The 16,909-nt window shown below is 60.0% G+C and carries 19 protein-coding genes; 5 read left to right on the top strand and 14 right to left on the bottom strand.

Features of this window, described 5'->3' with window-relative positions; translation table 11 throughout:
• The first annotated feature begins 38 nt into the window (after window positions 1–38).
• From ACTG2G_RS15995 to ACTG2G_RS15985, 3 genes are all read left to right on the top strand, one after another.
• Window positions 39–1,562 carry an aminotransferase class V-fold PLP-dependent enzyme gene (locus tag ACTG2G_RS15995; protein WP_335820617.1) on the top strand — a complete coding sequence of 508 codons (1,524 nt, stop codon included), beginning with the start codon at window positions 39–41 and terminating at the stop codon, window positions 1,560–1,562.
• Between the two features lie 90 nt (window positions 1,563–1,652).
• The gene (locus ACTG2G_RS15990) at window positions 1,653–2,216 is read left to right on the top strand and encodes a septation protein A (RefSeq protein WP_005335342.1); all 564 of its coding nucleotides are present in this window, start codon (window positions 1,653–1,655) and stop codon (window positions 2,214–2,216) included.
• A gap of 24 nt (window positions 2,217–2,240) precedes the next feature.
• On the top strand, window positions 2,241–2,537 hold the full coding sequence (locus ACTG2G_RS15985; protein ID WP_047436050.1) for a YciI family protein: 297 nt from the start codon (window positions 2,241–2,243) through the stop codon (window positions 2,535–2,537).
• Between the two features lie 79 nt (window positions 2,538–2,616).
• Here the strand turns inward: ACTG2G_RS15985 and cysQ are convergent, their stop codons facing one another.
• The 11 genes from cysQ to rpoE all read right to left on the bottom strand — a co-directional run bounded on the left by cysQ (window position 2,617) and on the right by rpoE (window position 12,295).
• Window positions 2,617–3,384 carry a 3'(2'),5'-bisphosphate nucleotidase CysQ gene (gene cysQ / locus ACTG2G_RS15980; protein ID WP_439985617.1) on the bottom strand — a complete coding sequence of 256 codons (768 nt, stop codon included), beginning with the start codon at window positions 3,382–3,384 and terminating at the stop codon, window positions 2,617–2,619.
• Between the two features lie 202 nt (window positions 3,385–3,586).
• On the bottom strand, window positions 3,587–4,324 hold the full coding sequence (pdxJ, locus tag ACTG2G_RS15975) for a pyridoxine 5'-phosphate synthase (RefSeq protein ID WP_005335389.1): 738 nt from the start codon (window positions 4,322–4,324) through the stop codon (window positions 3,587–3,589).
• Window positions 4,325–4,408: 84 nt separating this feature from the next.
• A complete protein-coding gene (gene recO / locus ACTG2G_RS15970; protein ID WP_005335391.1) occupies window positions 4,409–5,119 on the bottom strand; it encodes a DNA repair protein RecO in 711 nt (236 codons plus the stop codon).
• Entirely contained in the window at window positions 5,120–6,019 is a 900-nt protein-coding gene (gene era, locus ACTG2G_RS15965) for a GTPase Era (RefSeq protein WP_005335393.1), read from the bottom strand.
• A complete protein-coding gene (gene rnc, locus ACTG2G_RS15960) occupies window positions 6,016–6,687 on the bottom strand; it encodes a ribonuclease III (RefSeq protein WP_005335394.1) in 672 nt (223 codons plus the stop codon). The genes era and rnc overlap by 4 nt, the downstream gene beginning before the upstream one ends.
• Window positions 6,688–7,611 carry a signal peptidase I gene (lepB, locus tag ACTG2G_RS15955; RefSeq protein ID WP_005335395.1) on the bottom strand — a complete coding sequence of 308 codons (924 nt, stop codon included), beginning with the start codon at window positions 7,609–7,611 and terminating at the stop codon, window positions 6,688–6,690.
• A gap of 3 nt (window positions 7,612–7,614) precedes the next feature.
• The gene (gene lepA, locus ACTG2G_RS15950; protein WP_005335396.1) at window positions 7,615–9,408 is read right to left on the bottom strand and encodes a translation elongation factor 4; all 1,794 of its coding nucleotides are present in this window, start codon (window positions 9,406–9,408) and stop codon (window positions 7,615–7,617) included.
• Between the two features lie 116 nt (window positions 9,409–9,524).
• On the bottom strand, window positions 9,525–9,986 hold the full coding sequence (locus ACTG2G_RS15945) for a SoxR reducing system RseC family protein (protein WP_421387937.1): 462 nt from the start codon (window positions 9,984–9,986) through the stop codon (window positions 9,525–9,527).
• Between the two features lie 100 nt (window positions 9,987–10,086).
• Window positions 10,087–11,067 carry a MucB/RseB C-terminal domain-containing protein gene (locus ACTG2G_RS15940; protein ID WP_421387926.1) on the bottom strand — a complete coding sequence of 327 codons (981 nt, stop codon included), beginning with the start codon at window positions 11,065–11,067 and terminating at the stop codon, window positions 10,087–10,089.
• Between the two features lie 21 nt (window positions 11,068–11,088).
• Window positions 11,089–11,691, bottom strand: coding sequence for an RseA family anti-sigma factor (locus ACTG2G_RS15935; protein WP_421387923.1), 603 nt, complete (start codon window positions 11,689–11,691; stop codon window positions 11,089–11,091).
• A 22-nt stretch (window positions 11,692–11,713) separates the two neighbouring features.
• Window positions 11,714–12,295 (bottom strand): RNA polymerase sigma factor RpoE, encoded by a 582-nt coding sequence (rpoE, locus tag ACTG2G_RS15930; protein ID WP_005335411.1) that lies wholly within the window; start codon window positions 12,293–12,295, stop codon window positions 11,714–11,716.
• A 182-nt stretch (window positions 12,296–12,477) separates the two neighbouring features.
• On the opposite strand from rpoE, the gene nadB reads away from it, so the two are divergent.
• Window positions 12,478–14,085, top strand: a complete 1,608-nt coding sequence (gene nadB, locus ACTG2G_RS15925; protein WP_005354382.1) for an L-aspartate oxidase — start codon at window positions 12,478–12,480, stop codon at window positions 14,083–14,085.
• Between the two features lie 155 nt (window positions 14,086–14,240).
• On the opposite strand, the gene ACTG2G_RS15920 is transcribed toward nadB, so the two are convergent.
• Complete coding sequence (locus ACTG2G_RS15920; protein ID WP_439985906.1) at window positions 14,241–14,633, bottom strand: protein YgfX; 393 nt, start codon at window positions 14,631–14,633, stop codon at window positions 14,241–14,243.
• 19 nt (window positions 14,634–14,652) lie between these two features.
• Entirely contained in the window at window positions 14,653–14,922 is a 270-nt protein-coding gene (locus ACTG2G_RS15915) for an FAD assembly factor SdhE (protein ID WP_005335417.1), read from the bottom strand.
• A 111-nt stretch (window positions 14,923–15,033) separates the two neighbouring features.
• On the opposite strand from ACTG2G_RS15915, the gene ygfZ reads away from it, so the two are divergent.
• Window positions 15,034–15,942 (top strand): tRNA-modifying protein YgfZ, encoded by a 909-nt coding sequence (gene ygfZ / locus ACTG2G_RS15910; protein WP_439985615.1) that lies wholly within the window; start codon window positions 15,034–15,036, stop codon window positions 15,940–15,942.
• A 6-nt stretch (window positions 15,943–15,948) separates the two neighbouring features.
• Here the strand turns inward: ygfZ and ACTG2G_RS15905 are convergent, their stop codons facing one another.
• Window positions 15,949–16,830 carry a LysR family transcriptional regulator gene (locus ACTG2G_RS15905; RefSeq protein WP_439985614.1) on the bottom strand — a complete coding sequence of 294 codons (882 nt, stop codon included), beginning with the start codon at window positions 16,828–16,830 and terminating at the stop codon, window positions 15,949–15,951.
• Between the last annotated feature and the right edge of the window lie 79 nt (window positions 16,831–16,909).

The following is a 16,909-nucleotide window of genomic DNA, read 5'->3' as shown; positions in this document are numbered from 1 at the left end:
ATAGACACCAACACCGGTGACCTGGTCTGGAGAACCTGATGAAGTTGACTGAGCTGTTTGCACAAGCAGATCCCGCCTTTGGCGAGGCGATGAACACCTTGCTGGAGAGCTTCCACCACTCCGACGACAGTCAGGCCCCCTATCAGCGCGACCTGTTCACCCACCAGCTCGATCAATCCCGCATGCCTGCAGTCGGCCAACCTATCGAGGAGTATCTGGCGCGGCTGGCTACTCTGGTACCCGGCGCCTCGCACCTCACCTCGCCACGCTACATGGGCCATATGACGGCGCCACTGCCAGCCTTCACTGCCGAGCTGTCGCGCCTGCTGGTGATGCTGAACCAGAATCCGATGAAGATGGAGTCCTCCCGCCTGCTCAGCTTTCTGGAGCGAGAGGTGCTGGCCAAGCTGCACCGCCTCATCTATGGCCGGGACGATGCCTTCTACGGCGAGCAGATGCATGCCAAGGATGCCGCCCTCGGCGTCATGACCAGCGGCGGCACCATCGCCAACGTCACGGCACTGTGGCTGGCCCGCAACCGCGCCTGTGGCGACAACCTGTTCGCCCTCTATGAGCAGGGCTATCGGGGCGCCGTTATTCTGGGTTCCCGGCTGATGCACTACTCCTTCGACAAGGGGATGGATCTGCTGGGACTGGGCGCCCGCAGCGTCTGGCGCCTTGAGACCGACGAGCAGAACCGGCTCAGTCTGGCTGCGCTGGAGCAGGCGCTGATCCAGTGCAAAGAGCAGAAATTGAAAGTACTGGCATTGGTCGGCGTGGCAGGCAGTACCGACTTTGGCTCCATCGACCCCCTGCCTGAGCTGGCCGCCATCGCCGAGCGCGAGCAGATCCACTTCCACGTGGATGCCGCCTGGGGCGGCCCGACCCTCTTCTCTCCCCGCTATCAAGGTCTGCTTGCCGGAATAGAGCAGGCTGACACCGTCACCCTCGATGGCCACAAGCAACTGCTGGTGCCGCTTGGTACCGGCATGCTGCTCTGCCGCCAGCCCAACCTGATGATGGCAGTCAAGCGAGAGGCGCCCTATGCCATTCGCGCCACCTCGTTCGATCAGGGTCGCTTTACCCTGGAGGGCACCCGCCCGGCCAACGCCCTCTATCTGGATGCCGCTTTCCAACTCTTCGGCCAGCAAGGCTATGCCGAGCTTATCGAAGCCAACTACGACCGGGCCCGGCTGATGGCCGAGCTCATCGAAAGCGATCCTGCTTTCGAGCTGATGTCAGCGCCGGTGATGAACCTGCTATCCTACCGCTGCATCCCGCCCCACCTGCAGGGCAAGGTGCTGGATGAGACGGCCAATGCGCAGATCAACGACTTCAACGTGGCACTGCAAAAAGCCCAGCGGGCCGAGGGGCACAGCTTTGTCTCCCGCACCCAGCGGGCCGTGGTGCGCTACGGTGCCCAGCCGCTTACCCTGCTGCGTGCCGTGCTGCTCAATCCCCTGATTGAAGAGCGCCATATCCGCGACCTGCTGGCCGATCAGCAGCGACTGGGGATCTCCATTGCACGTCAACTGTTTGGCGACAGCGCGGAACCGGCGTAAAAATGAGCGGTCTTATTCATTTGCCGTTGTCCGCCATGCAGGTAGACTGGGCGAAATTTGCAGGCCATCTTTGAGGACTAGGCGCCAGACATGAAGCAATTTATTGAATTTATTCCACTTATCGTTTTCTTCGCGGTCTACAAGTTTTACGACATCTACATGGCCACTGGTGCACTGGTAGTGGTCACCGGTCTGCAGCTCGCCTATAGCTGGATCCGCTATCGCAAGGTCGAGAAGATGCAGCTCTTTACCTTCCTGCTGGTTGGCTTCTTCGGCGGCCTCACCGTCTTCTTCCACGATGACACCTTCATCAAGTGGAAAGTGACTGTCATCAACGTGCTGTTCGCACTGGGTCTGCTTATCAGCCGCTACGGCTTTGGCAAGAATCTGATCAAACAGATGTTGGCCAAGGAGCTGCAAGCACCCGATAAGGTCTGGGACACAGTCAATCTCGGCTGGGTCGGCTTCTTTACCGTCTGTGGCCTGCTCAACCTCTACGTGGCGTTCAACCTGCCGCAAGAGATGTGGGTCAACTTCAAGGTGTTCGGCCTGCTGGGGATGACGCTGGTCTTTACCCTGCTGAGCGGCGTCTATCTCTATCGCCACATCCCTGCCGAGCAGTTGTCCCAGCAAAAAGACGAACCCAAAGAATAACCCTCATCAGAAAAGGATCCTCTCATGTGGTATCTCATCTACTCCGAAGATGTCCCCGATAGCCTGCCACTGCGCAAGCAAGTTCGCCCTGCCCATCTGGCTCGCCTGCAAGCCCTGCAGGATGAAGGTCGCCTGCTGACCGCTGGCCCCAACCCGGCTATCGATGCTGAGGATCCGGCCGATGCGGGCTTTACCGGCAGCACCGTCATCGCCGAGTTTGCCTCGCAGGCGGACGCCAAAGCCTGGGCCGATGCCGATCCCTATGTGGCAGCTGGCGTCTATGCCAAAGTGACCATCAAGCCGTTCAAAAAGGTCTTCTGACCCGAAGCGAATAGCGAAATAAAAAAGGCCGGACTGGAAGTTCATTCCAGTCCGGCCTTTTTGCATCCCGATATCTCGTTTATGCCTTTGCGACAAACCAGGGATTGAGGATATCGGGCTTGTTGTAGGCAAGGGATGAGCCATCGAGCTGGGTGACGCTGCCCCCCGCCCCCTCCAGCACCGCCTGCGCCGCGCCGGTATCCCACTCGCAGGTGGGGGCGAGGCGTGGATAGAGCTCGGCGCCCCCCTCGGCAATGATGCAGAACTTGAGGGAGCTGCCCATCGATACCAGCTCGATCTCGCCAAAAGGAGCCAAGAAATCGAGGGTCTCCTGCGACAGGTGGTTGCGACTGCCCACCACTCGCCACGCTTCTCCTTCACGATGAGGCCGGGTCTGGATCGACTCGCGCTTGCCATCGGCGATGCGCCAGGCGCCTACTCCTTTGCCGCCATACCAGAGCTTGTCCAGCACCGGCGCATAAACCAGCCCCCAGCGCGGCGCCCCCTCTTCAATCAGTGCGATATTGACGGTGAACTCGCCGTTGCGGGAGACAAACTCCTTGGTGCCATCGAGGGGATCCACCAGCCAGTAGCGTGACCAGCCGTGGCGCGCTGCCATCACCTCGGCCCCCGACTCCTCAGACAATACAGGGATATCCGGAGTCAGCCGAGCCAACGCCTGAACGATCACCTCATGAGCCCCCTTGTCGGCCGCGGTCAGCGGACTCTCGTCGCTCTTGTACTCCACCGCGAAAGGCTGGCTGTAGATGGCCATGATGGCCGCCCCCGCCGCGCGGGCGACAGGTTCAAGTTCGGTGATATCGGGGTGGTACAGGGGATGATCCATAACAATCTAGTCCAACTCACAGGGTCAACCAGTGTAACCCTTTTGACATCAACTGCTTATAGCCGATTGTGCTGGGTTATTACTGCGCGGGTGCCGCCAACTCATTAGCCCCGCATTAATTGACCTAAAAACAACAAAGGACGCCGTGGCGTCCCTTGTTATTTTTGGCGGCCGGTCTCAAGCCGCGGGCCTATTTTGCAACTCAGATCCCCTGACGGGCTTCCTGCATCAGCAGGCGCATGTCGCTCACGGCTTTGGCCAAACCATCGAAGGCGGCGCGGCCGATGATGGCGTGGCCGATGTTGAGCTCATAGAGCTCGGGGATGGCGGCGATGGCCTTGACGTTGTGGTAGTGCAGGCCGTGGCCGGCATTGACCTTGAGCCCCTTGCCAGCGGCATAGGAGGCACCGGCGGCGATGCGCTTGAACTCGGCGTTGCGCTCAGCATCTGTGGTGGCATCGGCGTAACGGCCGGTATGGATCTCGATAAAGGGGGCGCCACTCTCGGCAGCCGCATCGATCTGGATGGGATCGGCGTCGATAAAGAGGGATACCTGGGCACCCACAGCAGAGAGGCGGGCAACGGCGTCAGTCACCTTGTCCAGCTGACCGGCCACGTCCAGACCGCCCTCGGTGGTCACTTCGGTGCGCTTCTCCGGCACCAGACAGACGAAGTGGGGCTTGATGCGGCAGGCGATGCCGATCATCTCTTCGGTCACCGCCATCTCCAGGTTCATTCTGGTCTGGATAGTCTGGCGCAGGATCTCCACATCGCGGTCGGTGATGTGGCGGCGATCTTCACGCAGATGCACGGTAATGCCATCGGCCCCGGCCTGCTCGGCCACGAACGCGGCCTGTACCGGATCCGGATACTGGGTGCCACGGGCGTTGCGCAGGGTGGCGATATGGTCGATGTTCACACCCAGATAGATTTCACTCATTGAGAACTCCTTGAAAGGCTTCATCTGTTGACTGCGCGGTCAGCGAATCACACCGCGCCAATATCCGTATGTCTGTAATCTGTGTCAGCCTTGCATGCTGGCTTTGCGTTTTAAAAACAGCTCCCGGCTCTTTAGCTGGCGCTTGCCCAGATAGGGTTGCAACGCCAATCGGCTGAAACGTTTGGCCGCCTGCAGCAAGGGAGGGGTATCGAAACGTCCCTCGGCAAAGGCGAGCAGGTGGGCACCGAGAAACAGGGTACGGGGATCCGGCGCCCGCTCGCAAGCAACAAAGCCCAATTCACGCTCGAAGCCATAGAGCAGGGTCGGCTCGATGGGCGACTCGTCGTCCGCCGTGTATTCGAAATCCACCGCATAGCCGAGCGCCTGCAACAGCAGGAACTCGAAGCGACGCAGCGGCAGCTCCGGCGTCTCGCCATCGGCCAGCGCCATGATGGCACGAGCATAGGCATCGAATACTTCAGGGAACGGGGTGTGCGCTTCCAGCAGGTAGTAGACCAACTCGTTGAGATAGAGGCCGTAGAAGAGGCGATCGCCACCGAGACGCAGGGAGTGATCCGGGCATTCGACCTGGGTGAGGTTCTTGAGATCACCCTTGCCGCGCCAGGCGATGGTGAGCAGGGTAAAGGGTTGCAGCAGCCCCTTGAGAGGGGAGCGTGGCCCGCGAGAACCGCGAGCCACCAGAGTAAATCGGCCACTATCCTGGGTGAAGACCTCGACCAGCTGGCTGGTCTCCCGATAGGGCCGACTGTGGATGACGAAAGCCGGGGTCAGCAATCAGTCGTCACCATACCCGAGGCTGCGCAGGGCGCGCTCATCGTCAGCCCAACCGGATTTGACCTTGACCCACAGCTCGAGGTGCACCTTGTTCTGGAACAGACGTTCCATGTCGAGGCGCGCTTCGGTGCCGATGGTCTTGATCTTCTCGCCCTTGTTACCGATGACCATCTTCTTCTGGCCATCGCGCTCGACCAGGATCAGGCCGTGGATGTGATAGAGGCCGTTCTCTTCCACCTTGAATCGCTCGATCTCCACCGTCACCGAGTAGGGCAACTCCTCACCGGTGAAGCGCATCAGCTTCTCGCGGATGATTTCGGAGGCCATAAAGCGGGAGGAGCGGTCGGTCACGTAATCTTCCGGGAAGAAATGGACGTTTTCCGGCAGCAGATCCTTGGCCCACTCGCGGATCTTCTCCACGTTGGTGCCCTTTTCAGCACTGATGGGCAGAATATGGGCGAAGTTCATCTGTTGGCCCAGCCACTCGAGGTGGGGCAGCAGATCTTCTTTCTCTTTGACGTTGTCGATCTTGTTGACCGCCAGCACCACCGGGCACTTGAGATTGCGCAGCTTGCCCAGCACCATCTCATCGTCTTTGGTCCAGTGGGTACCGTCGACCATGAACACCACCATGGCCACATCACCCAGCGAACTGGTGGCGGCACGGTTCATCAGACGGTTGATGGCCCGTTTCTCTTCAATGTGCAGACCCGGGGTGTCGACATAGATGGTCTGGTAGTTATCCTCGGTGTCGATCCCCAAAATCCGGTGACGGGTGGTCTGGGGCTTCTTCGAGGTGATGCTGACCTTCTGGCCAAGCAGCTTGTTGAGCAGGGTGGACTTACCCACATTCGGGCGGCCCACGATGGCAACAAAGCCGCAGTAGGTGGTATCTGTCATGACAGTTTTTCCAATGCTTGCTGCGCCGCGGCCTGTTCGGCCTTGCGACGGCTGGTGCCGACCCCGACGAGGGGACCATCCAGACCTTCCACGTCACACTGGACGGTGAACTCCTGGTTGTGGGCCTCGCCCTTGACGTTGGTCACAGTGTAGGTCGGCAGGGATTTGCGGCTTCCCTGCAAAATTTCTTGCAGACGGGTCTTGGGATCTTTCTGCTCGATGCCCGGCTTGATCTCTTCCAGGCGGCTGGCATACCAGCTCAGCAGCAGTGTCCGCACCGTCTCAAGATTGGTATCCAGATAGACGGCACCGATCACCGCCTCGACCGTGTCGGCCAGAATGGATTCGCGGCGAAAACCGCCGCTCTTGAGTTCGCCGGGACCGAGGATCAGGTGATCCCCGAGGTCGAACTCCCGGCCCAGTTCGGCCAGGGTCTTCTCGCGCACCAGGGTGGCGCGCATCCGGCTGAGATCCCCTTCCGCCGCTTGCGGGAAGCGGTGGAAGAGATCATCGGCAATCACCAGACTCAAAATGGAGTCCCCCAGAAATTCCAGTCGTTCATTGTGACGGGAACCGGCGCTGCGGTGAGTCAGCGCCCGGGTCAGCAGTTCCAGATCCGCAAAGACATGCCCGAGACGGGACTGCAGTCTGTTCATCTTGATATTCATTTACTTGATTCCGCCAATGCGGTTGAAGCGCACACCTGTCGGTACCCAACTTGGCAGCAGGGAGCCTTCTTCGCGCTCGAATTCAAAACTTATCCAGATAGCGACCGCCTTGCCGACCAGATTCTGCTCGGGCACAAAGCCCCAGAAGCGGCTATCGGTGCTGTTGTCGCGGTTGTCGCCCATCACGAAATACTGGCCTTCCGGTACCACCCACTCGTCGGGGTAGGTGCCGGGCTGGCGATAGTAACGGCCAACCATGTCGGGCATCAGCGGATTGCGCAGGGTCTCGTGGGAGACATCGCCCAACTGCTCGGTATAGCGATCAAGGGGGATCCCCATCTGGGTAAATTCGCCTCTTTGTTCAAACTTGACGTCGAGCTTCTTGAAGCCCGGGCACGTTTTCCCTTCCTGCTCTTCGCACTTGGGCCGGATCATCAGCTCCTTGTTGCGATAGATGACCCGATCACCCGGCATGCCGACCACCCGCTTGATGTAGTCAACGCGCGGTTCAAGGGGATACTTGAACACCACCACGTCGCCACGCTTGGGCTCGCCAGTCTCGAGGAACTTGGTGTTGGTCACCGGATCCCGCAGACCATAGGCAAATTTTTCCACCAGGATGAAGTCGCCCACCAGCAGGGTGGGCATCATGGAACCTGACGGGATCTGGAACGGTTCAAAAATGAACGAACGCAGGATCAGCACAAAGGTGATGACCGGGAAGACCCCGGCGGTCTGTTCAATCCAGACCGGCACAGGGGCCACCTTGGCCAGGGTCTTCTCATCCAGGTGGGCACCGCCATGGGCACGAGCCACGGCAATCTTGGCGGCGCGCTGCTTGGACCAAATCATCTTGTCCAGACACCAGATAACACCGGTGATCGCGCAGACCACCACCAGGATCAGGGAAAACGTGCTTGCCATCTATTAATCCTTTCCGACGTGGAGAATCGCGAGGAAGGCTTCCTGCGGCACGTCGACACGGCCGAGGGACTTCATCCGCTTCTTACCTTCTTTCTGCTTGTTCAGCAGTTTCTTCTTACGACTCACGTCACCACCGTAACACTTGGCGGTTACGTCTTTACGCAACGCCTTGACGGTGCTGCGCGCGATGATCTGGTTGCCGATGGCCGCCTGAATGGCGATATCGAACATCTGGCGCGGGATCAGCTCGCGCATCTTCTCCACCACCTGACGACCGCGATACTGGGCGTTGTCCTTGTGGGTGATGATGGCCAGGGCATCGACGCGCTCACCGTTGATCATGATGTCCAGACGGACCATGTCGGAGGTTTCGAAACGCTTGAAGCCGTAATCCAGCGAGGCGTAACCGCGACTGGTGGATTTCAGACGGTCGAAGAAGTCGAGCACCACTTCCGCCATCGGGATTTCATAGGTCAGTGCCACCTGCTTGCCGTGGTAGACCATGTTGGTCTGCACGCCACGCTTCTCGATACAGAGGGTGATCACGTTGCCCATGTACTCCTGCGGCAGCAGGATGTGACACTCGGCGATCGGCTCGCGCATCTCCTTGATGCTGGTGATGGCAGGCATCTGGGCCGGGCTGTCGATATGGATGGTGGAGCCGTCGGTCAGCTCGATCTCATACACTACTGTCGGCGCCGTGGTGATCAGATCCAGATCGTATTCACGCTCCAGACGCTCCTGAATGATCTCCATGTGCAGCATGCCGAGGAAGCCGCAACGGAAGCCGAAGCCCAGCGCAGTGGAGCTCTCCGGTTCGAAGAACAGGGAGGCATCGTTCAGGGAGAGCTTGTCGAGGGCGTCACGGAACGACTCGTAGTCATCGCTGGAGATAGGGAACAGACCCGCATAAACCTGCGGCTTCACCTTCTTGAAGCCAGCCAGCGCCTTGTCGGCACCGTTCTTGGCCTGAGTCAGGGTATCGCCCACCGGCGCGCCGTGGATGTCCTTGATACCGCAGACAACCCAACCTACCTCGCCGCAACCCAGACCCTGAGTATCCACCTGCTTGGGTGTGAAGATACCGATACGATCGACACCCCACACCTGACCGGTGCTCATCACCTTGATCTTGTCGTTCTTCTTCAGGGAACCGTTCTTGATCCGCACCAAAGAGACAACGCCCAGATAGGAGTCGAACCAGGAGTCGATGATCAGCGCCTGCAGCGGGGCATCCGGGTCACCTTCCGGCGCCGGGATCTTGGCGACGATCTCTTCCAACACCAGGTCAACACCCAGACCGGTCTTGGCGGAGCAGCGCACCGCATCGACCGCGTCGATACCGACGATGTCTTCGATCTCCTCGGCAACCCGCTCCGGCTCTGCGGCCGGCAGGTCAATCTTGTTCAGCACCGGCACCACTTCCAGATCCATTTCCATGGCGGTATAGCAGTTGGCCAGAGTCTGTGCCTCAACCCCCTGGCCGGCATCCACCACCAGCAGCGCCCCTTCACAGGCCGCCAAAGAGCGGGAGACCTCGTAGGAGAAATCCACGTGGCCCGGGGTGTCGATAAAGTTCAGCTGGTAGGTGTTACCGTCTTGTGCCTGGTAGTTCAGGGTCACACTCTGTGCTTTGATGGTAATGCCGCGCTCGCGCTCCAGATCCATGGAGTCAAGCACCTGAGCCTGCATCTCGCGGTCGGACAAGCCACCGCAAGTCTGGATCAGACGGTCCGACAGGGTCGATTTACCGTGGTCGATGTGCGCAATAATCGAAAAGTTACGAATGTGTTTCATCGAGCAAGAGTCACTCAAAATTAGTTAAGGTCAGTTATGGAGGCGCGATTTTACTGGATAACCCGGCTGACGGCCATTCTTTAGTCGCCAGCGCCAGTGAAATAGCGCCTGTTCAGTCAGGGGAGGATGCGGACAGGGACGACCACGCCGAGCATCTGCGGGCCGTAGCGCCCCTGATCCAGGCGGTTGGAAAAGTAACGAACCAGTAAAAAGCCCAGCACGCCCCCAAGCAGGCAGCAGATAATGGTGATCCCCTCCCCCCCCGAGAGCAGCGGTGCCAGCCAGAGCTGCCCCAGCAAGGCGCCAGCAAGCAGGCAAAACAGCGGCAACACATAGACCAGCGCCGCCCCGCGCAGCAGACTCTCTTGCGGGATACCGAGCCTCACTTGCTGGCCAACCCGCACCTCGGCGGTCAGCCTGACCCGCAAGCGGGGAGCTTTTAGGGGAAATGCCTTGGCCACGGTGCCGGTACCGCAGTTGGATTGCTGCTGACAACCACTGCAGGCGGAGCGACGCTCGCACTCCACCCAGGCATGGTCACCCTCAATGGCCACCACGGTCGCCAGCTCTTCACTCATCTCATTCACGGCAACACCTCGTGCTCATGCAATGGCAGGATCTGAACACGACTCACAGCCAACGGCAAGCCGCACACTACTGTGAACCCAGAACATGGACTCACTGCACCGCTTCGTTGCGAGCCAGCGGCTGCACCGACTCGGCGATGCGCTTGGCGGTCTCGGCAGGCACCTCGCCGACCACGGTGATCTCGACCCCCACCTCGTTGACATAGCTCACCAGCGAGGTCGCCCCCTGGCGGATCAGCTGCTGGCGCACCGCCTGCTTGGGATCGACCCGGGAGACATAGACCGAGAGATCCACCAGCCCGTCGGAGAGCATCATGTAATCCACCGGCATACTGGTGGTCACCAGCTGGTGCCGGTCTTGCGACAGCACCTTGAAGCCATCGGGCAACCAGGTGATCTGCCAGTTCAACTGCTGTTGCGGTGCAGGATAGGCATCCTCCAGCGCCAGCGCCGAGGGCTGCTTGCTGTTGGCCAGCTTTACCAGCCATGGGGACGGTTTTTGTTGCAATTGCAGATCCACCCCCAGCATCTGCTCCACTAGATTGCCCTCCCGCTCCACCATGTCGACTCGCAGCAACAGGTGACTACGTTCGTCAATCCAGAGCACAAAGCCATATTTGTCAGCTTCCTTGGGCACCAACCTGACGACTTGAGCGACCTCGCCGGCCACCCGGCTACGGCCAGCAAGCACAGGATCATAACTCTCCAGCACCTGTGCCAACGGCATCTTCACCAGGGTCGACCAGATACCGGGAAAGCGGGCATCCTTCAGGGTGTAGGGATCGTGGCTGTTTTCAAAGAAGGTGTATTCATTCTGGCGCTGGAGATACTCGATCGCCTTGCCATCGAGATAGCTGAGATGGGCTACCTCCTTGCCATCGATCACGGCATGGCTGATGCGGATCGGTTCAAGACGTCCCTGACGGGCCTTGACCATGGACAATTCGAAGTTCTGTTGCTGCACGGCACTCTGCATCTGCTGCAACAAGGCCTCGGCCGACTTATCGTCGGCCGAGGCCTTGGCACTGATCAGCAGGAGAGAGGCCAGTAAAATACGGCTGTACTGGCGCACGTTGATATCCCTGACGACTCGTTATTGTTGGTTCTGCCTGTCTTGCAACAGGCGCTGCTGCAACTGGTGGTCACGCAGGAAGGCGTTGATCCGCTCCCGCTGTTCCTGCATCTGCTGTTCGGTCAGACCTTGCTGACGGGCACGGGCACCATCCTGTTGCGGATAATGGACGCTCACAGGCGCCGCGCTGCCACCGATTGGAATGGTATTGAGCACCGGATTGGCCGGAACGCCATCCTGTCCCTGATAATGCTGCACTCCGAAGATAACAGCGGCGGCCACGGAGGCGGCAATGGCGTATTGCCCCAGCTGCTGACCGACACGGCGGAACAACGGAACCACATTGGAATCAGTCTTGACCGATGCAACGACAGGTTGCAGCACGGGAGCCGTCTCGACCGGCTTGGGTGCCAGTATGGTGGGCTCATCCTCCAGCGCAGCCATGATGCTATCACTGAGATCCAGTTGCAGATTGACCGGCAGGTCACCCCGCATGGCATCGCCGATCAGGTGGTAACGACCCCAAGTATCTTGCAAGCCGGAGTCCATCTCCAGCTCGTTCAGTACCTCTGCGTCACTCAGGTCACCATCCATCAGGGCAGAGATTTGCTCTTTATTTGCCATAAGTTAACCCGTCTTTCCCCAGTTAATTCTCGATCAGAGGTTGCAGCTTTTTATCGATTGCTTCCCTCGCCCGGAAGATACGGGATCTGACCGTACCCACTGGGCAATCCATGATTTCGGCAATCTCTTCGTAGCTCAGCCCTTCCAGTTCGCGGAGGGTGATAGCTGTCCTCAGGTCTTCCGGCAACGCCTCTATGGCTGAAAACACGGTGCGTTTGATCTCGTCAGTCAGCGCCAGGTTTTCGGGGGTTGAGACCTCTTGCAAGGCTTCACCACCACCATAAGACTCCGCTTCGTCAGCCTCCACATCACTGCTCGGGGGCCTGCGCCCCTGGGAGGTGAGATAATTCTTCGCCGTGTTCACGGCAATTCGGTACAACCAGGTGTAAAAAGCACTTTCGCCACGGAATGTCGGCAATGCACGGTAGGCTTTTATAAAGGCCTCTTGCGCCACATCGGGCACATCACCGGGATTGTTGACATACCTGGCAACCAGGTTGACCACCTTATGCTGGTATTTTTTTACCAACAGGTTGAAAGCTGCTTTATCGCCGCGCTGGACCCGTTCAACCAGCTGTTCGTCCAGTAGATTCTGGTCGCTCATCAGAGCCGTAAAACCCCCATCAGGTTATCGTTCTTCTTTTCCGGCCCTTTCTAAGCGCACAAGTTCAGACAGGGAGAATCAGAGAAAGTTCGCTTCAATTGAAAAAAATGTGATGCAGGCTGCATCCTCGCCCTCGCTTGGGCTACCATGGTGCCAGTTCTTAATCCAGGCCAATGATACTTATGAAAGCAAGTGTTGAATACCTTTGCGATGTACTGATCATTGGCAGCGGTGCCGCTGGTTTGTCCCTCGCGTTGCGATTGGCAGACCACGCCAAAGTCCTGGTTCTGAGCAAGGGGCCCATCAGTGAAGGGGCCACTTTCTATGCGCAAGGAGGCATCGCTGCCGTTTTCGACGAAACCGACAGCATCGAATCCCACGTGAGCGACACGCTCAACGCGGGCGCCGGGTTGTGTGACCCGGCAGTGGTCGAGTTCACCGCACGCCACGCCCGCGAGTCCATCCAGTGGCTCATTCAGCAAGGGGTCCCCTTCGATCAGGAGGAGAACGCCGACGGCGAGTCTCAGTACCACCTCACCCGGGAAGGGGGCCACAGCCATCGCCGCATCTTCCACGCGGCGGATGCCACCGGCAAGGCGGTGCAGCTCACCCTGATCGATCAGGTGCGCGCCCACCCCAATATCCAGTTGATGGAGCGCTTCAACGCGGTCGACCTCATCACCACCCGCAAGCTCAACCTGCCGGGCAACAAGGTGCTTGGCGCCTACGTCTGGAACCGCAACGCCGAGCAGGTCGAAGTGATCCGCGCCCGTTTCGTGGCGCTGGCGACCGGAGGTGCCTCCAAGGTCTACCAGTACACCTCCAACCCGGATGTGAGCTCTGGCGATGGCATCGCCATGGCATGGCGGGCCGGCTGCCGGGTGGCGAACCTGGAGTTCAACCAGTTCCACCCCACCAGCCTGTTTCACCCGGACGACCCCAACTTCCTGCTGACCGAAGCGCTGCGTGGCGAGGGAGCCTATCTGCGCCGCCCGGACGGCAGCCGCTTTATGCCGGAATTTGACGAGCGGGCCGAGCTCGCACCGCGCGATATCGTCGCCCGCGCCATCGACCACGAGATGAAGCGGCTCGGGGCGGATTGCATGTATCTGGACATCAGCCACAAACCGGCCGATTTCATCATCAAGCACTTCCCGACCATTTATGAGCGCTGCCTTGCGGTCGGCATCGACATCACCAAGGAGCCGATGCCCATCGTGCCTGCTGCTCACTACACCTGTGGCGGCGTAATGATCGACAACAACGGCCAGACCGATATTCCCGGCCTCTATGCCATCGGCGAAGTGACCTACACCGGTCTGCACGGCGCCAACCGCATGGCCTCCAACTCCCTGCTGGAATGTGTGGTCTATGCCCATCAGGCGGGGGCCGACATTCTGGCCAAGCTGCCGATGAGTGTGGAGCCGCCGCGCCTGCCGGTGTGGGACGAGAGCAAGGTGGAAGACTCCGACGAACTGGTGGTGATCCAGCACAACTGGCACGAGCTGCGGCTGATGATGTGGGACTACGTAGGGATAGTGCGTACCAACAAACGCCTCGCCCGCGCCAAGCGCCGCATCGACCTGCTCAAGCAGGAGGTGCAGGAGTACTACGCCAACTTCCGCGTCTCCAACAACCTGCTGGAGCTGCGCAACCTGCTGCAGGTGGCCGAGCTTATCGTCAACTGCGCCCTGCAGCGCAAGGAGTCTCGCGGCTTGCACTACAACCTGGATTATCCGGATATGCTGCCGGACTCCAAACCGACCGTGCTGACCCCGGAGCGGGATTAATCCCCCTTCCTGCCAAGCGTTGCATCAATCAGTGACCCCGCCCCGGCGGGGTCACTTGTTTTCAACCGCTTTTCAGCCACAAAAAGAGTGTCGCCAGCCACATGGCAACAGCTTATCGCGATAAATCAGCGCATGGTCATCACGGAAAGCAGGCGTCAGCGCCGGGACGGCAGAAAGTGGATGGCTCGCGCCAGCAGGCGGTAATGTTCGGGGGGAAGGGCGTCGGAGAAGAGCCACAGTTGCCGTGGCGACACAGCTCCACTCTCTTGCGGTTCGGGACAAAGCGCCAGCCTGAGCACGCCTGGCAGAATGCGGCTTTTCTTGTCGAGCTGATAGCGACGACCTTGCCACTGCAGCCACTGGCCATCCCAGACAAGCTCGAACGGGGGCGCGGCGAGCGCACGCCAGCTCAGCCAGAGCGCCGCCAGCCAGACGGGCAGCAACAGTGCCCACTGCCAACCGGCAATCAGGCCAGCCACCGGCCAGAGCAGCAACAAAAAGAGGGCCACCAGCAAACATTGCTGATGGCGGGAGGGGTGAACCGTCATGATCACCCGCGCCACGGTATTACCCCTGGCGGTCGTGGCGCGCCTGATTGCGCTCCAGGATCATCGGGATCATGGCGGCAAATGCCGGATCGGCAGGGACACCATGACCCATGCACCATTTGAACAGATCCGGATCGTCGCTCGCCAGCAGGCGGATAAAGGTCTGCTGATCGGCTTCGCTCAGGGAGTCGAACTCGTGTTCGAAAAAGGGCATAAAGATCACATCCAGCTCGAGCATACCGCGACGGCAGGCCCACTTCAGGCGGGATTTTTCAACTGGGCTCAACATGGCACTCTCCTTACAAAGACCGGGGGATGGTACCAGCTGGATTTTCCGGCTGACAAACATTAGTTACGTCTTTACCATGCAGCTCACATACTTTCTCTCTGGAATACCATCGTGAGCCTGCAACCACCTGTTTTTCCTGCCGAGCCGACCCGCTTCCCCCTGACCAAGCTGGCCATCACCCGTATCAGCGGCCAGGATCGCGCCAAATATCTGCAAGGTCAGGTCACCTGTGATGTCAACGCCCTGCAACCAGGGCAACAGACCCCGGGCGGCCACTGTGATCCCAAGGGCAAGCTGTGGAGCAATTTCCGCCTGCTCTGCCTCAACGACAGCCTGCTGCTGCTGACCAGCTCTTCTGTGCTGGAGCGCCAACTGCCGGAGCTGAAGAAATTTGCCGTTTTCTCCAAGGTCGAGATCACCGCCGATGAGCGTCACGCTACCGGGATCGCCGGTACGGGCAGCGATGGCTGGATCGCCGCGCAATTTGGCCTTCTGCAGAGCGGTCTGATCGACGGCGGCATGGCGGTGAAGATTGAACAGGATCGCTGGCTGCTGGTGAGCAATCAGCAAGCCGACGCCCTGCCGCAAGGTGACGAGTCACTCTGGTGGGGGCTCGAGATCAAGGCTGGCCTGCCACACATGGAAGCTGTGCATCAGGGGGAGTTCATCCCGCAGATGCTCAACCTGCAGGCACTGGACGGCATCAGCTTCAACAAGGGCTGCTACATGGGGCAGGAGACGGTGGCCCGCGCCAAGTATCGCGGCGCCAACAATCGCGCCCTGTTCTTGCTGGCGGGCACCACCGGCGAGCCGGTCGCCAGCGGCGATACCCTGGAGCTGCAACTGGGTGACAATTGGCGCCGCAGCGGTATGGTGCTCAACGCCTGGCAACATCAGGGTCAGGTGTGGCTCACCGCCGTGCTGCCGAAAGATACCGAGGCTGACGCCCAATTCCGCCTCAAGCAGGACGCAGGCTCCCGCCTCACCCTGCAACCCCTGCCTTACGCCCTGACCGAGTAAGGTCGGCTAGCTAGGCACCCGCGCCAGCAGTGCCTCCTTCAGCCAGCGCCCCGCCTGCCCCAGCGGGCGGGCGCGATGCCACTGCAACTCCAGCGCCAGCGCGTGGCTGGCGATAAAGTCAGGCTCCAGCACCACCACTTCGCCGCGAGCCAACGGCTGATGCAGCAGAAATTCCGGGATGGCGGACCAGCCAAGGCCCCGCTTGACCAGCTCCAGCACCCCGAGATCCCCCTCGACCCACCACACCTGAGCCGAGATGCGAAAACGCTGGCGCTCGCTCCCTTCCCGTCGGCCGGTGACCATCAGCTGGCGTGCCCCCTGCAGATCGACCTCCCGCAGCGGCTGCTTGCGGGCCAGCGGATGATCCGGTGACACCACCAGCGGCATGGTCACCTCCCCCAGCGAACGGGCGACGATCTCCCGCTGGGGATGCACCTTCTGATAGCTGATGCCGAGCTGGGCCCGGCCGGTCACCAGCATCTCGGTCACATCTTCCATCAGCGGGAAGAGCAGCTCCAGCTCCACGGTCGGGTAACGAGTGGCGAACTCCTCCAGCAGGGTGCCGAGCCAGGGGAGGTGGGAGTCATCATCGATGGCCAGAGTGAGGCGCGTCTCCACTCCGGCCGCCAGCTCCCCGGCAATGGACTGCAACCGTTCACTCTGCGCCAGCAGGATCCCCGCCTCCTGCACCATGCGGGCCCCCGCGTCCGTCAGTTGCGGATAGCGGCCGCTGCGGTCAAACAGGGTGAGCGCCAGATCGATCTCCAGATTGGCGATGGCGCTGCTCACTACCGACTGCGCCTTGCCCAGCTTGCGGGCGGCAGCGGAAAACGAGCCGGTTTCGGCGGCCGCCAGCAAGATCCTCAGTTGTTCCAGTGATGGCGTCATCTTATGGCCCTCCGGCAATCTCTCTCATCCATCTATTTTAGCGATGGATACCAACATGAATCTATCGCTAGGGTTCTAT

Source organism: Aeromonas sp. 55A (assembly GCF_051919665.1).
Lineage (GTDB): Bacteria > Pseudomonadota > Gammaproteobacteria > Enterobacterales > Aeromonadaceae > Aeromonas > Aeromonas veronii.
This window is presented reverse-complemented; position numbering and strand designations above follow the sequence as displayed.

Bases quoted from the DNA above. Each gene is read 5' to 3' on its own strand.
- ACTG2G_RS15995 (WP_335820617.1), top strand. From the start codon at position 39: ATGAAGTTGACTGAGCTGTTTGCACAAGCAGATCCCGCCTTTGGCGAG.
- ACTG2G_RS15990 (WP_005335342.1), top strand. From the start codon at position 1,653: ATGAAGCAATTTATTGAATTTATTCCACTTATCGTTTTCTTCGCGGTC.
- ACTG2G_RS15985 (WP_047436050.1), top strand. From the start codon at position 2,241: ATGTGGTATCTCATCTACTCCGAAGATGTCCCCGATAGCCTGCCACTG.
- cysQ (WP_439985617.1), bottom strand. From the start codon at position 3,384: ATGGATCATCCCCTGTACCACCCCGATATCACCGAACTTGAACCTGTC.
- pdxJ (WP_005335389.1), bottom strand. From the start codon at position 4,324: ATGAGTGAAATCTATCTGGGTGTGAACATCGACCATATCGCCACCCTG.
- era (WP_005335393.1), bottom strand. From the start codon at position 6,019: ATGACAGATACCACCTACTGCGGCTTTGTTGCCATCGTGGGCCGCCCG.
- rnc (WP_005335394.1), bottom strand. From the start codon at position 6,687: ATGAATATCAAGATGAACAGACTGCAGTCCCGTCTCGGGCATGTCTTT.
- lepB (WP_005335395.1), bottom strand. From the start codon at position 7,611: ATGGCAAGCACGTTTTCCCTGATCCTGGTGGTGGTCTGCGCGATCACC.
- lepA (WP_005335396.1), bottom strand. From the start codon at position 9,408: ATGAAACACATTCGTAACTTTTCGATTATTGCGCACATCGACCACGGT.
- ACTG2G_RS15945 (WP_421387937.1), bottom strand. From the start codon at position 9,986: ATGAGTGAAGAGCTGGCGACCGTGGTGGCCATTGAGGGTGACCATGCC.
- ACTG2G_RS15935 (WP_421387923.1), bottom strand. From the start codon at position 11,691: ATGGCAAATAAAGAGCAAATCTCTGCCCTGATGGATGGTGACCTGAGT.
- rpoE (WP_005335411.1), bottom strand. From the start codon at position 12,295: ATGAGCGACCAGAATCTACTGGACGAACAGCTGGTTGAACGGGTCCAG.
- nadB (WP_005354382.1), top strand. From the start codon at position 12,478: ATGAAAGCAAGTGTTGAATACCTTTGCGATGTACTGATCATTGGCAGC.
- ACTG2G_RS15920 (WP_439985906.1), bottom strand. From the start codon at position 14,633: ATGACGGTTCACCCCTCCCGCCATCAGCAATGTTTGCTGGTGGCCCTC.
- ACTG2G_RS15915 (WP_005335417.1), bottom strand. From the start codon at position 14,922: ATGTTGAGCCCAGTTGAAAAATCCCGCCTGAAGTGGGCCTGCCGTCGC.
- ACTG2G_RS15905 (WP_439985614.1), bottom strand. From the start codon at position 16,830: ATGACGCCATCACTGGAACAACTGAGGATCTTGCTGGCGGCCGCCGAA.